14 protein-coding genes, 1 tRNA gene and 2 pseudogenes are annotated in these 13711 nt (G+C 59.8%); 6 read left to right on the top strand and 11 right to left on the bottom strand.

The window, feature by feature from the left end; all coding sequences use genetic code 11:
- Nucleotides 1-24: 24 nt before the first annotated feature.
- Entirely contained in the window at nt 25-477 is a 453-nt protein-coding gene (locus ACR0L4_RS05655; protein WP_170750187.1) for an Lrp/AsnC family transcriptional regulator, read from the bottom strand.
- A gap of 73 nt (nt 478-550) precedes the next feature.
- Here ACR0L4_RS05655 and ACR0L4_RS05650 point away from each other — a divergent pair, with 73 nt between their 5' ends.
- Entirely contained in the window at nt 551-1147 is a 597-nt protein-coding gene (locus ACR0L4_RS05650) for a LysE family translocator (RefSeq protein WP_170750188.1), read from the top strand.
- Here the strand turns inward: ACR0L4_RS05650 and ACR0L4_RS05645 are convergent, their stop codons facing one another.
- A complete protein-coding gene (locus tag ACR0L4_RS05645) occupies nt 1148-1981 on the bottom strand; it encodes an AraC family transcriptional regulator (RefSeq protein WP_170750189.1) in 834 nt (277 codons plus the stop codon).
- Between the two features lie 122 nt (nt 1982-2103).
- Between ACR0L4_RS05645 and ACR0L4_RS05640 the strand changes: the two genes are divergently transcribed.
- Nucleotides 2104-3066: an acetyl-CoA carboxylase carboxyltransferase subunit alpha gene (locus tag ACR0L4_RS05640; protein ID WP_480511264.1), complete on the top strand. Its 963-nt coding sequence runs from the start codon at nt 2104-2106 to the stop codon at nt 3064-3066.
- Nucleotides 3067-3070: 4 nt separating this feature from the next.
- On the opposite strand, the gene ACR0L4_RS05635 is transcribed toward ACR0L4_RS05640, so the two are convergent.
- The 3 genes from ACR0L4_RS05635 to ACR0L4_RS05625 form a co-directional block, all read right to left on the bottom strand.
- Nucleotides 3071-4201: a lytic murein transglycosylase gene (locus ACR0L4_RS05635; protein WP_480511262.1), complete on the bottom strand. Its 1131-nt coding sequence runs from the start codon at nt 4199-4201 to the stop codon at nt 3071-3073.
- A gap of 111 nt (nt 4202-4312) precedes the next feature.
- Complete coding sequence (locus tag ACR0L4_RS05630; protein WP_170750192.1) at nt 4313-4960, bottom strand: GntR family transcriptional regulator; 648 nt, start codon at nt 4958-4960, stop codon at nt 4313-4315.
- 30 nt (nt 4961-4990) lie between these two features.
- Complete coding sequence (locus tag ACR0L4_RS05625) at nt 4991-5686, bottom strand: M48 family metallopeptidase (protein WP_480511260.1); 696 nt, start codon at nt 5684-5686, stop codon at nt 4991-4993.
- A gap of 100 nt (nt 5687-5786) precedes the next feature.
- Here ACR0L4_RS05625 and ACR0L4_RS05620 point away from each other — a divergent pair, with 100 nt between their 5' ends.
- From ACR0L4_RS05620 to ACR0L4_RS05610, 3 genes and pseudogenes are all read left to right on the top strand, one after another.
- Nucleotides 5787-6113: a TIGR02300 family protein gene (locus tag ACR0L4_RS05620; protein WP_170750194.1), complete on the top strand. Its 327-nt coding sequence runs from the start codon at nt 5787-5789 to the stop codon at nt 6111-6113.
- Nucleotides 6114-6253: 140 nt separating this feature from the next.
- Nucleotides 6254-6329 (top strand) — tRNA-Ala (locus ACR0L4_RS05615).
- Between the two features lie 63 nt (nt 6330-6392).
- Nucleotides 6393-6575, top strand: a pseudogene (locus ACR0L4_RS05610) (DUF6538 domain-containing protein); the annotation flags it as partial.
- Nucleotides 6576-6674: 99 nt separating this feature from the next.
- Here ACR0L4_RS05610 and ACR0L4_RS05605 read toward each other — a convergent pair.
- Both ACR0L4_RS05605 and ACR0L4_RS05600 read right to left on the bottom strand, forming a co-directional pair.
- A pseudogene (locus ACR0L4_RS05605) lies at nt 6675-6773 on the bottom strand (IS5/IS1182 family transposase); the annotation flags it as partial.
- Between the two features lie 63 nt (nt 6774-6836).
- A complete protein-coding gene (locus tag ACR0L4_RS05600; RefSeq protein ID WP_480511258.1) occupies nt 6837-7364 on the bottom strand; it encodes a hypothetical protein in 528 nt (175 codons plus the stop codon).
- Nucleotides 7365-7529: 165 nt separating this feature from the next.
- On the opposite strand from ACR0L4_RS05600, the gene pncB reads away from it, so the two are divergent.
- On the top strand, nt 7530-8822 hold the full coding sequence (gene pncB / locus ACR0L4_RS05595) for a nicotinate phosphoribosyltransferase (protein WP_480511256.1): 1293 nt from the start codon (nt 7530-7532) through the stop codon (nt 8820-8822).
- Here the strand turns inward: pncB and ACR0L4_RS05590 are convergent.
- From ACR0L4_RS05590 to ACR0L4_RS05575, 4 genes are read right to left on the bottom strand one after another with little or no spacing between them, the layout of a single operon-like run.
- Entirely contained in the window at nt 8819-10270 is a 1452-nt protein-coding gene (locus ACR0L4_RS05590; RefSeq protein WP_480511254.1) for an aldehyde dehydrogenase family protein, read from the bottom strand. The genes pncB and ACR0L4_RS05590 overlap by 4 nt on opposite strands.
- 32 nt (nt 10271-10302) lie before the next feature.
- Nucleotides 10303-11901 carry an ABC transporter ATP-binding protein gene (locus ACR0L4_RS05585; protein WP_480511252.1) on the bottom strand — a complete coding sequence of 533 codons (1599 nt, stop codon included), beginning with the start codon at nt 11899-11901 and terminating at the stop codon, nt 10303-10305.
- A complete protein-coding gene (locus tag ACR0L4_RS05580; RefSeq protein ID WP_170750199.1) occupies nt 11898-12713 on the bottom strand; it encodes an ABC transporter permease in 816 nt (271 codons plus the stop codon). Before ACR0L4_RS05580 ends, ACR0L4_RS05585 begins: the two co-directional genes overlap by 4 nt.
- Entirely contained in the window at nt 12710-13657 is a 948-nt protein-coding gene (locus ACR0L4_RS05575) for an ABC transporter permease (RefSeq protein WP_170750200.1), read from the bottom strand. Before ACR0L4_RS05575 ends, ACR0L4_RS05580 begins: the two co-directional genes overlap by 4 nt.
- Between the last annotated feature and the right edge of the window lie 54 nt (nt 13658-13711).

The raw sequence follows: 13711 nt of genomic DNA, 5'->3' as shown, positions 1-13711 counted from the left end.
ACACAAACAGGCGCAATATCGCGCTCAACTCCGCAAATCCTTGGGTGAACCCATGACCACATAGGAGGTTAACGAAGTGACGTGAGGCAGCGTTCCCAGAACCTCGGTGTGGAAGGCTTTGTAGGATGGCAGGTCGGCGCATTCGACGCGCAACAGATACTCGATTGTACCGGTAATGTTGTGGCATTCGACCACTTCGGGCGCGTTTTGCAAGGCCCGCTCGAACCCTTCCTGTGCGGCTTTGGTATGTTCCCCCAGACCGACCCCAATATAGGCGACGAAGCCCTTGCCAAGCGCAGCAGGATTCAACACGGCTCGATAGCCAGCGATCACACCCGCCTTTTCCAGTTCTTGCACACGCCGCAAACAGGCCGACGGAGACAGTCCGACGCGATCCGCCAATTCCAGATTGCTGATGCGCCCGTCCGCTGACAGGTGGCGCAATATTTCACTATTGATATGATCAATCTTCGTCATTGATTGCGAAGATAGGGTGAACGCGCACAATAACGCAATTTCATTCATCGCTTTTGCCGCAAGTATCCACACTATGACCTACGACATCCTTCTGGCCCTGATTGCTTTTGCCTTCGTGTCCTCGATCACTCCGGGGCCGAACAATCTGATGCTGATGGCGTCGGGGGCCAATTTCGGTTTTCGACGCACGATCCCGCACATGCTGGGGATCGGTCTTGGTTTTACTTTCATGGTTCTGCTGGTCGGGGTTGGGCTGCTTCAGGTGTTCAACCGATACCCAGTTAGCTATACGGTACTGAAAGTCGCCTCCGTCGGATATCTGCTGTATCTGGCCTGGAAGATCGCGCATGCCGCCCCCGCCGAGAAAGGCGCAGATGCGGGCACACCGATGAGCTTTCTGCAAGCCGCAGCCTTCCAGTGGGTCAACCCAAAGGCCTGGGCCATGGCGCTGACGGCCACAACGGCCTACGCACCCGGTCAAACCCTAAATGTGATTGTTATCGTTGCGCTGGTGTTCGGTGCGGTCAACTTGCCTTCGGTCAGCACGTGGACTGTTCTGGGACAGCAAATGGCGCGGTTCCTGACGAATCCGCGCCGGTTATTGCTGTTCAACTGGACCATGGCGGCCCTTCTTGTGGCCTCTCTCTATCCGGTTTTATGGCCACAGTGATCACTTCAGCGGCAAGCAGATCTCGGTCAACAGATCCTCAGGCGCGGTGTCCCGCGGGTCATTGAGGTAGACCTCATAGCACGGCTGATCTGCGGGTTCTTCCCCCGACTCGGGCAACCAATTGCCAAAGAGACTGTGATAGGCCGACGCGAGACCCGAATAGGGGCCCTTGTAAGTCAGCACGGCCGTTTTCCCGCCGGGGATCTGCAGATCCTCCATGCCTTCTGGCGTACCATCGCCGCGAAACTCGGCCCCTGCATAGCTGCGCAGTTGGTCCTCGGGCACATCATCCGGGCTGTCGAGGTAAATGCCCAGAACCGGCCCGACCTGAGGCCAAAGTTGACGGGATTCGCACAGGGCGCCAAAGGCCTCGAAGCTTTGGCCGATCTCGGTGTAGGCACCTTTATGCGGCAAGGCGATCACGCGGCGGGCAGGTTCGGTACGTGTGGTAACGGGATGCATTGGATATTCTCCGGTTCTGAAGTTTGGATGGGCTGGCAAGGATTGCCCGGCCTTGCGAAAGGCGACAGGGCTTCTGCCATAGGCCTCGGTAAAGGCCCGGATGAAAGAGTTCGGATTGGGATACCCTACCGCCTGCGCGATATCGGAAACCGGGTTTTCGGACCGCACCAGTTGAAACGCTGCACGATGCAACCGAATTCGACGCACCGCCTGGGCGCAGGTCTCGCCGGTCAGGGCCCGAAACACGCGGTGCCAGTGGAACCGCGACATGGCGGCCACATCAGCCAGCGCGTCCAGCGACAAATCCCCATCGGGATGATCATGGATATAGGTCAGCACCCTCAGGATACGGTCCTCATAGCTGGTTGCCATTGGCATCCCTTCCTTCTCTCTGCCCGCTCGTGGTCGCATATTCCAAACCCACAAATCTTGCTGAGTTGCATCCCAAGCGACCACGCGTCATATAGCAGGGAACTTCCGCGTTGAGAGGCGTCATGACCCAGTATCTGGATTTCGAAAAACCGCTGGCCGAAATCGAAGGCAAAGCCGAAGAGCTGCGCGCCCTCGCCCGCGCCAATGAAGAGATGGACGTGGCCGAAGAAGCCGCCGCACTGGACACCAAGGCTGCAAAGCTTCTGGATGAGCTTTATGCCGATCTGACCCCATGGCGGAAATGTCAGGTGGCGCGCCACCCCGAGCGGCCCCATTGCCAGGACTACGTCAAAGAGTTGTTCACCCAGTTCACTCCACTGGCCGGTGACCGGAACTTTGCCGACGATCTGGCTGTGATTGGCGGGCTGGCCCGTTTCGACGATCAGCCGGTGATGGTGATTGGGCACGAAAAAGGCTCGGACACCAAATCGCGCATCGAGCGGAATTTCGGCATGGCCCGCCCGGAAGGCTATCGCAAAGCCGTGCGCCTGATGGAGATGGCCGGTCGCTTTGGTCTGCCGGTGATTACCTTGATCGATACGGCAGGTGCCTATCCCGGCAAGGGTGCGGAAGAACGCGGCCAGTCCGAGGCCATCGCCCGTTCAACCGAAATGTGCCTGAAGATCGGCGTACCGCTGGTCTCGGTCATCATCGGCGAAGGCGGGTCCGGCGGAGCGGTTGCCTTTGCGACGGCGAACCGCGTGGCGATGCTGGAGCACTCGGTGTATTCGGTGATTTCACCCGAGGGCTGCGCCTCGATCCTGTGGAAGGATGCCGAAAAGATGCGCGAGGCTGCCGAAGCGCTGCGTCTGACTGCGCAGGACCTCTATAAACTGGGTGTCTGCGACCGCATCATCACCGAGCCCAAAGGCGGCGCGCATCGTGATCGCCCTGCAACTGTCGAGTCGGTCCGTTCAGCCATTGCTGCGATGTTGCAAGAGCTTGACGGCAAGGATGCGGCGACCCTTATCAGGGACCGCCGTCAGAAGTTTCTTGATATCGGCTCGAAAGGGCTGGCGGCGTAACCCGTTACCCACCCAATCGGCGCAACAACTCAACCGAGGGCTTGCCGGTCACCGGCAGGCCGTTGGCGCGCTGATAGCCGCTAATGGCGGCCTCAGAGTTCTTGCCGATCACACCGTCCGCCCCTTGCGTGTCATAACCGGCCGAGGTCAGGCGGCGTTGCAGATCCTTGCGATCCTCAAGCGTCAGACCGGTTTCATCCGCCCCGAATGACGCCTTGAACGGGGCACCCCCGGCGATACGGTCTGACAAGTGGCCGACACCGATCGCATAGCTGTCCGAGTTGTTGTAGCGCTTGATCACATTGAAGTTGCGGAACACGGCAATCTGTGGCCCGGGCACCTGAGGCTGAAGCACCGCGATGGGCGTGCTGGAAACCGTCCCGACCTCTCCCCCCCATGGCTGACCCCGCACCCAGCCCGCGCGTGCCAGATAGGCCGCGGTTGACGCCAGCGAATCTGTCGGGTCCTCGGACCAGATATCCCTCCGACCATCACCGGTGAAATCCACAGCATAGGCGAGATACGAGGTTGGAATGAACTGCGTGTGCCCCATCGCACCCGCCCAACTGCCGGTCATGTTGGCGGGCGAAGTGTCACCTTCCTGAATGATCCGCAACGCTGCAACCAGCTGCTTTTCGAAGAACGCACCGCGCCGCCCGTCATAGGCCAGTGTGGAGGTTGCCGAGATCACCGGCACATCGCCGCGTCGAGCACCATACCGGCTTTCCAGCCCCCAGACGGCCACCACAACCTCTTTGTCGACGCCATATCGAGCCTCGATCTGTGACAGGGTGCCGTTGTAGCGCTGCAGCATTTGCTTGCCGGTACTGATGCGTTCATCCGAGGCGGCAATGGCCAGATAATCCTCGAGCGAGCGTTTGAATTCGACTTGATTGCGGTCACGCTCAATCACTCCCGGAAGATACCCGGCGCCCTGAAAGGCGCGGTTCAGCGTCGGTTGAGAAATACCCTGAGAGACTGCACGCGCTTTGAAGCCTGCAACCCAGGCATCGTAGCCTGCATTGGGCACCGCTTGCATCCGGGACGCTGGCGCGCGTGCCGGTGTACCGACATCGCTGCATCCCGCCAAAACCGCCGCGCCAAAGCCGATAGAAAAAGTCCGTCGATTGATCATGACTGAAAACTGCTCTTGTTGTGATTTGCCTCAGAGTACCGCAGACCGCCCATTCAAACCAGAACGACTCGTCCCGCGTACCCTTAAACGGGCGGGTCGGCAGATCACCGCCTAGCTGACCAGCAATCGCAATCCCTGCGTCACGTCCGAGCGCACGGCAAGACGCAAACCGGGCTCGTCACCTGCCTTCAACGCGGCGATGATCAGCTTGTGAAAATGCGGTGGTTCCGTGCGCCGCAACCGCCCATATAGCGCACGCATGGTTGGCCCAAGCTGCAGCCACACGGTTTCAGCCATGGCCAGCATCGCAGGGGCCTGCGCCCGCAAATAAAGCGTTCGGTGAAATTCAAGATTGGTCCGAATATACCCAACCGCATCGCGCTTGGTCACCATCTCGGCAACGGTCATGTTGATGCTCTGCAAACGGTCAATCAGCGCAATATGCGCACGCGGCAAGGCACGGCTGGCAAGCTCTACCTCCAGCAAGGCCCGCAACGCCGCCAATTCCTCGATCCGATCATTCGTCAACTCGGGCGTCGAAACCCGGCCCGAAGAGGACAGAAACAGCGCGCCTTCAGCCGCCAGACGGCGCACGGCCTCGCGGGCCGGTGTCATGGATACATCAAACTCTTTGCCAATGCCACGGAGCGTAAGCGCCTCACCCGGTGCGATCTCTCCGTGCAAGATGCGGGACCGCAATGTGCGGTAGACCCGGTCATGTGTGGCGATGTTGGAGTCTGTGGGGCGTGACGTGATCATGCGCCCATGTGATCACAAAAATCGACAAGGTCAACTCGGCGCAACCTCGAACCGGTACCGATGCAGCAACGCGCCGTTGTCGCGCAGCCACCGGCGGGGTGTATCATAGGGTCCGAATATCCGCTCGACCTGTGCCCAGAAAGCCGGTGAATGGTTCATTTCCACCAGATGTGCCACCTCATGCGCGGCCACATAGTGCAGGACGTCGGATGGGGCGAGAATCAGCCGCCACGAAAACATCAAGCCCCCATGGGAACTGCATGACCCCCAGCGTGAGCGTGTGTCCCGTAGCGACAGGGTAGCGTAAGATCGCCCCAGCATGGCTGCATAGTCATCGCAGGCCCCGCTCAGGCGGTCCCGCGCAAGTTCTTTGAGGAACCGGGCCAAACGACGGCCTTCCGACCCGGCGGGCACAGCGACCGTATCGCTGCCAAGCACGACGCGCCGCCCGGTCGCAGACACGATTCGGCGATCAACGCCTTCAATCGGAAGGACGCCGCCAATTTGAACCTCTTCCAAACCGGGCTGCCCGGCCAGATGTTGACGCAGCCACTCCTCCTTGCTGCGTGCAAAACTCAGCGCCTCGGCCTCTGGCACTCCGTGCGGGTACGTCAGTGTAACGCGCCCGTCCAATTGGGAAATCCGCAGACTGATCCGCCGCGCCCGCGCCGATTTGCGCAGCGTCAGCGGCACCGGTGGTATGCCCGGCAACAAGTGATCCCCCATATCCCGTCCTCTTCCGCGCAAAGGCTTTGACAGTGCCTGCTGCCTGTGGCAGGTGAACTGAATCTTTAAGACGACTCACCTGATATCAAGGGGATTTGACATGCCCAAGGAAGAATGGGGCGTAAAGCGCGTTTGCCCAACCACTGGCAAGCGATTTTACGACCTGAACAAAAACCCGATCGTCAGCCCCTATACGGGCGAAATCGTGGAACTTGAGACCGGCAAAAGCCGGATGATCGCCGCCGACGCCGAGGACGCAGCAACAACGAAAGCGCGCGAAAACGCATCCGAGGAAGATCTGGTTCTGGATGACGACGACAATGTCGACGTGGATTTGGACGACGATCTGCTCGACGATGACGATGACGGTAACGACAATGTCTCGCTCGATGACATCACCGATATGTCATCGGAGGACGAAAACTGATCTGATGCTAAGGCGGCTGTTGGCCGTCTTAGTTTTTCTGCCAAGTGCGCCGCGAAGTTTGACCACTTTTCTATTTTTGGACTTGAACTCCTGCGCTCTGTCTCATAAACGTCCGTCCACCGCTGTGGCGGTATGCGGATGGGGCCTTAGCTCAGTTGGGAGAGCGCTTGCATGGCATGCAAGAGGTCAGGGGTTCGACTCCCCTAGGCTCCACCAAAACCTAACAATACAACTGGATAGCAAGCATTAGAGCGGTGTGACACACAGGTGTGACACAAAATGGAGCTGCATGCGTATCTCTCGCTGTCCAGACACGGCATTTATTACTTCCGTTGGCCCCTGCCAGACTCGACACCAAAACACCACACTAGACCAAACACCACACGCAGGACCCTTCGGGTGTCATTGCGTACGAGATGCCCCAAAGAGGCCGGTGCACTGGCACGGCATTTTGCAGTGCGCGGAGACACAGTAACAAAGCACATAGAACAGTCGGGTATGAACTACGGCGAACTGCGCACAAAGGTGCATAGTCACCTCAGGATATTACTGGGGAAGGCAAAGTCGCCTATCACCAACGCAAAGCGTGCCATGGGAATTTGGGAAAAAGGGCTCGAGACGCGCCTTATGCGCATCCGTTAGCCAGAAGAAATCAAACATGTTAACCGCCCGCCCTTACGACGGAGTTCGAGACCATAGGTCGGACATCGATGGGCCCTGAGCCTAAGGTGTTGCGCCAACCGCTTCGAGGTATTTAAGCACAGCAAACAGTATTACCGCCAAACCCAGCGCAATTCCGATACGACCCTTGACCGATCTACGCTTGGGGTTGTCGGTAACGGTGGCGCGCGCGCGGCGCAAGGGGGCAGCGCGGGCTACACCTGCCGCGGGCCGGGCGCGACGGACATGGGCCAGGAACTGCCACAGGTCGAATTCCCCGCAATATTCGCCTTGAAGGCCCTTGCTTTTGATGTTGGCAAACAGCACCCGCAAAATAAGCGCACGCTCAGGCGCATCTTCGGGTGGAAACTTGTCCGGGGCAATCCCGCTTTCATGAGGTTCTAGGTCGAAACCAGCATCCAGAAACATCTTGCGGATTTTTGGGGACGCGCCACGCAACGCATCAGCGGTTTTCACATTTCGAAACAACGCACGGGTCACGACAGGACCCTTGCCGCCGTTTTGCTTGGCGTCAGACCCATCCCCCCCCAAGGGGGTCTGAACAATATCGAAATCGTACCACAGACTCATTAACAAACGTCAGCCATGTTATTCCAACCAACTTACTCACTAATCGGTGAAAACAACACATATTAAGCCCGCTTTGTGACGTCATGCGGGCATTGTCACCGAATCAGAGACTCTTGCCATTCGCGGTGCTGATTGATCTAACAACGGAAATCGCAGGAGTTCCCCATGGTCGACATCGCGACCCGTGTCTACAATCACAAATGGAAGATCGACCCGATTATAAGGTCCTTGATCGACACAGATTTCTACAAACTGCTGATGTGCCAGTCAGTGTTTCGAAATAAGCCCCAAACGGACGTCGAGTTTTCGCTGATCAATCGTTCGAATCACGTGCCGCTCGCCCGTTTGATCGATGAAGGGGAGTTGCGGGAGCAGCTGGATCATATCCGATCACTGGGTCTCAGCCGTGGTGAAAGCACGTGGTTGCGGGGCAATATGTTCTACGGCAAACGTCAGATGTTCCGCTCGGATTTCATGGAATGGTTCGAGAATATGCGCCTGCCGCCCTACCACCTCGAACGAAAGGGCGACCAGTATGAGCTGACTTTCGAGGGCAAGTGGCACGAGGTCATGCTGTGGGAGATACCTGCGCTCGCCGTGTTGATGGAGCTTCGCTCGCGCGCCGTTTTGAACCACATGCGCCGGTTTGAACTGCAGGTTCTGTATGCCCGCGCAATGACACGGGTCTGGGAAAAGATCGAACAGCTTGGTGCCATTGACGGGCTTGGCATCGCGGATTTCGGAACGCGGCGAAGACACTCTTTCCTGTGGCAGGACTGGTGCGTTCAGGCGATGATCGAAGGCCTAGGCGCAGCTTTTACCGGCACCTCGAATTGCCTGATCGCCATGCGGCGTGAGGTTGAGGCCATCGGCACCAACGCCCATGAACTGCCTATGGTCTATTCGGCGCTGGCAAATACAGATGAGGAACTGGCGCAGGCCCCCTATGACGTTCTCAGCGACTGGCATGATGAGCATGATGGCAATCTCCGGATCATTCTGCCTGACACTTACGGAACCAAAGGCTTTCTTGACAACGCGCCCGACTGGCTGGCTGGTTGGACCGGTATTCGCATTGACAGCGGCGACCCTGCCGCCGGGGCTGAGATCGCTATTGATTGGTGGACATCGCGCGGCGAGGACCCGGCGCAGAAGCGGATCATCTTCTCAGACGGTCTGGATGTGGACAAAATCAAAGAGCTGCACGCCCAATTCGCGGGTCGCGTCAATATTTCCTTTGGCTGGGGTACTTTGCTGACCAACGATTTTCGAGGACTTGTGCCCAAAGACGCCCTGGCGCCGTTCTCACTAGTCTGCAAGGCAGTGTCCGCAAACGGTCGCCCAACAGTCAAATTGTCGGACAATCCTGAAAAGGCCATGGGACCCAAGGACCAGATTGAACGTTACAAGCGCGTGTTTGGCGTTGGCGCACAAAAGGTGATCGAGGTGATCGTCTAGCCATGATATGCAGCCACCGTCTTGAGTTGTGAGAAGCCATAAAGCGCCTCGAACCCTTTTTCGCGGCCATGCCCGGATTTTCCGACCCCACCAAACGGCAGTTCAACGCCGCCGCCAGCACCATAGTTGTTGATGAACACCTGACCTGATCGCAACTGCTTGGCCAACCGCATCTGCCGTGCACCGTCTCGCGTCCAGATGCTGGCAACAAGGCCATACTCGGTGCTGTTGGCGATGGTCAGAGCCTGTTCTTCTGTCTCGAACGGGATCAGAACCTGAACCGGACCGAAAATCTCATCCCGCGCCAGAACATGATCGGCGGGAACGTCCGCAAACAACGTCGGACGAATGTAGGCGCCGCTCGCTGGCGCATCTGGCGAGATTTGCCCCTGCCCGGCGATGGTCAAATCGTCACCTTTTGCCAGAAAGCCCGAAACGATGGTTTTTTGCCGGTCCGAGATCAGCGGGCCGACCCGTAGATCATCCATCGCAGGGCCGACGGTCAGCTGTGCATAGGCCTCGGTCATCCGGGTTTTGACCTGCTCATACACGCCGCGCTGCACCAAGATGCGGGAGGACGCCGAACAGGTCTGGCCTGCGTTCTGAATGCCCGCATTCACCAGAAATGGCAGGGCCGCGTCCAGATCGGCATCGTCAAACACCAGCTGCGGGGATTTCCCGCCCAGTTCCAGCGTCACCGGCACTACATTGCACCCGGCGGCCTGTTGCACCAGCGCGCCAGTGGCAACCGATCCGGTGAAGGACACATGCTGAACCCCAGAATGCGCCGACAGCGCCGCCCCCGCCTCGGCCCCCAGCCCCGGCACCACGTTCAACGCGCCGGCCGGCAGCCCAGCCTGCTGCGCCAGATGGGCAAAGGCCAGCGCGGTCAAACAGGCCTCTTCCGCTGGTTTCAGGACACAGGCATTGCCCATCGCCAGCGCCGCCCCGACCGAGCGGCCGATGATCTGCATCGGATAGTTCCACGGCACGATATGGCCCGTCACCCCATGCGGTTCGCGCAGGGTATAGACGGTATAGCCATCCAGGTAAGGGATCGTCTCGCCCATCACCTTATCCGCCGCGCCACCGTAAAACTCGCAATAGCGCGCCAGCGCCACCGCATCTGCGCGCGCCTGCGTCAGGGGTTTTCCAACATCCATTGCCTCTAGCGCGGCCAGATCATCCACGCGTTCCAATACCATCTGGCCCAATCGGGTCAGAATGCGGCCCCGCTCCAGCGCCGTTTTGCGGCCCCAGTCACCATCCCGCGCCGATTGCGCCGCTTGAACGGCGGCGTCGATGTCATCAGCATTCCCGCGCGCGATCCTGCAAAGTTCGGACCCGTCCGACGGGTTGATCAGCGGCAAATCGGCCTGAGACGCGGGGCGTTGCCATGCTCCGCCAATCAGGCACAGGCTGGGATCGAACCACAGGGGATTGGTCATGTCAGGCTCCATTTCGTCTCTAACATTAGCAATTAGGCCACATTCTGACCGATATCCGGCAGGGTCGGCGCGGCGGCGATCAGGGTTTGGGTATAGGCGTGCTGCGGATCGGAAAAGACCTGTTCGGTCTCGCCCTGTTCGACAATCTGCCCCGCCTGCATCACCAAAACCCGGTCGGTGATCGTACGCACAACGCTCAGATCATGACTGATGAACAGATATGTCAGGTCATAGGCGGCACATAGCTCGGCCAGCAGATCCAGGATCTGCGCCCGGACCGAGACATCCAGGGCCGAGACCGCCTCATCAAACAAGATCAGCTCGGGCCGGATGATCAAGGCACGGGCGATGGCGATCCGCTGCCGCTGCCCGCCCGAAAACTCGTGGATGTACCGGCCCGCATCATCGGGGCTGAGGCCCACGGCGGTCAGCATCTCGGCGATCTGGTCTTGGCGCTCGGACCCTGTGGGGGGATGTTCAAGCAGGTGAAACGGCTCGGTGATCAGGCGCGTGACCCGGTGACGGGGGTTGAAGCTGCCATAGGGGTCCTGAAACACCACCTGCATCTTGCGCCGGACCGCCAGATTGGGTTTGTGGCCGGTGAAAACCGGCTGTCCGCCCAGCCGAATCTGACCACCTTGCACCTCTTCCAGCCCCAAAATAGCCCGTGTTAGGGTCGATTTTCCGCACCCAGACTCTCCGACCAAGCCCAGCCGCTCGCCCTTGTTCAGCGTAAAGCTGACCCCATCCACGGCGCGGTGATGGCGCGGCGCATCGAACAGGCCCTTTCGAGGCAGGCGGTAATCCCGGACCACCTGCGCGACCTCAAGCAAAGGCTGCGCCGGTTTGGGGTCCGGCAGGTCGACCTGATGGCCCGAGGCCTGGAACAACATGCGGGTATAGGGGTGCTGCATGTTCTGCAGCAGGGGTCCGGTTCCTCCGGCCTCAACCACTTCGCCATGGCGCATGACGATGATCCAGTCGGCCATATCAGCCACCACCGCCAGATCATGAGTGATCATCAGCAGGCCCATGTCGTATTCGCGCACCAGCCCTTTCAGCAGGTCGAGTATCTGCGCCTGCGTGGTGACGTCCAGGGCGGTGGTCGGCTCATCCGCGATCAACAATCGGGGGCGTAGGGCGATGGCCATGGCGATCACAACGCGCTGACGCTGACCACCGGACAGCTCATGCGGATAGCGGGTCAGCGGGAACCTGTCGGGCGGAAGACCAACGCGTTTCAGCACCTCTTGCGCGCGGTCGCGGGCCTGCGTCGGGGGCATGGCCTTGTGGATCAGGATCGTCTCCATCACCTGATCCCCGATGGTTTTGACCGGATTCAGCGCGGTCATCGGTTCCTGAAACACCATCCCGACGGAGGCGCCGCGCAGGGCGCACATCTCATCCTCGGAACAGCTCAGCAGGTCCTGACCATCCAGCCGGATCGCACCCGCCGCATCGGCACCGCTTGGCAGCAGTTGCATCACCGCCAGTGCGGTCATCGACTTGCCAGATCCGCTCTCCCCCGTGACGGCCACGATCTGGCCGGGCGCGACGGACAGGCTGACCTGTTTGAGGATACTCATCCCGTGAATGGATAGTGAGAGGTTTTCGATTTGCAGCAAACTCATGCGCGGGCCACCCGTATTCTTGGGTCCAGCCAATCGCGCAGCCCGTCGCCCAACAGGTTCAGGCCCAGAACCGTGACGATGATCGCCAGACCCGGAATCAGAGCCAAATGCGGGGCAAAACTGACCATCGTCTGCGCATCTGCCAGCATCCGGCCCCAGCTGGGCGTAGGCGGTTGCGCGCCAAGGCCGACATAGGACAGGCCTGCCTCGGCCAGGATGCCAAGGCTGAACTGGATGGTGCCCTGCACGATCAGCAGGTTGGCCACATTGGGCAGGATATGTTCCGCTGAAATGCGCGCCGCACCCTTGCCTGAGACTCGGGCGGCGAGGATGAACTCCCTCTCCCACAGGGACAGGGCCGCGCCACGGGTGATGCGGGCGAAAACGGGGATGTTGAAGATGCCGATGGCGATGATGGCGTTGATCGCACCCGCGCCAAAGACGGCGGTGATAAGGATGGCGATCACCAGCGAAGGGAAGGCAAAGACCAGATCGTTGCCGCGCATGATCACCTCATCCAGCCACGATCCCTTGCGCGCCGCTGCCGTCAGGCCCAGCGGCACGCCCAAGGCCATGCCGATCCCCACGGCCACCAAGGCCACCGCGATCGAGGTGCGCGCGCCCACCATGATCATCGAGAACATATCCCGCCCGAAATGATCGGTGCCAAACCAGTGCTGTGCGTTGGGGGGTTGCAGCTTAGCCGGGATATTCAACGCGGCGTGCGCGTAGGGCGTCCAGACAAAGGAAAGTGCCGCCGCCAATACCACCAGCGAGGAGAGCGCTGCGCCAAGGATCAGGTTGCGGCTCATGTCCTGCTCCTTAGACGGGGGTCAACGGCGGCATAGGCCAGATCGACCAGAAAATTCACCGTGATGACCGCAAAGACCAGCAGCATGACCACCGATTCCACCACGATCAGATCGCGGGCCGAGATCGCCTGAAACACCAGCCGCCCGAGGCCGGGCAGATAAAAGACCTGCTCGATAATGATCGATCCGGCTAAAAGGAACGAGAACTGTAGACCGATGATCGTTAACACAGGGATCAACGCGTTGCGCAGCCCGTGCCGCCACAGCGCCTGACGTCGAGACAAGCCCTTGGCCCGTGCGGTGCGCATGAAATCCTCGCCCAGAATATCCAGCAGCGATGACCGCATGACCCGCGCTAGGATCGCCGCCTGAGGCAGGGCCAGCGCAATGGCCGGTAAGGTCAGCGAGTGCAGGCCAGTCCAGAACCCGTTGCCCCAGCCGGCGAACCCGCCCGCGTTGAACCAGCGCAGGTTGATGGCAAAGACCAGCACCAGCATCATGGCAAACCAGAAATTGGGCACGGCGATGCCAAGTTGCGTGGCCCCCATAACCGCCACATCACCCGGTCTCCCCCTACGCGCAGCGGCGTAGATCCCGGCGGGAAAGGCGATCAGGGTGGACAGGGTTAGCGCATAAAGCGCCAGCGGCAGCGACACCCAAAGCCGGTCAGCAATCATCTGCGACACCGGCGTCCGGTAGGTGTAGGAGGTGCCGAAATCTCCCACCAGCATGCCGCTGACCCAGTTGAAATACCGCTCGACCTTGGACACATCCAACCCCAGCTCGGCCCGCAGGGCGGCCAGTGTGTCGGGCTGCGCATTGACGCCCAGCATGAACGACGCCGGATCACCCGGCGCGATTTCGATGACGACAAAGATCACCACCGAGGCGACCGCCAAGCTGATCATCAGCGAAATCAGACGTTTGAGGGCATAGCGAAGCATCAGCGCCACGTTAGGCCGGGCCGCGCTTTGGGTCCAGCACCAGTTCCGTTGTCG

The sequence above is a fragment of the Ruegeria sp. AB5 genome (genome assembly GCF_056542645.1).
Note: the sequence above shows the minus strand (reverse complement) of the source record. Positions and strands in the feature narration are given on the sequence as shown.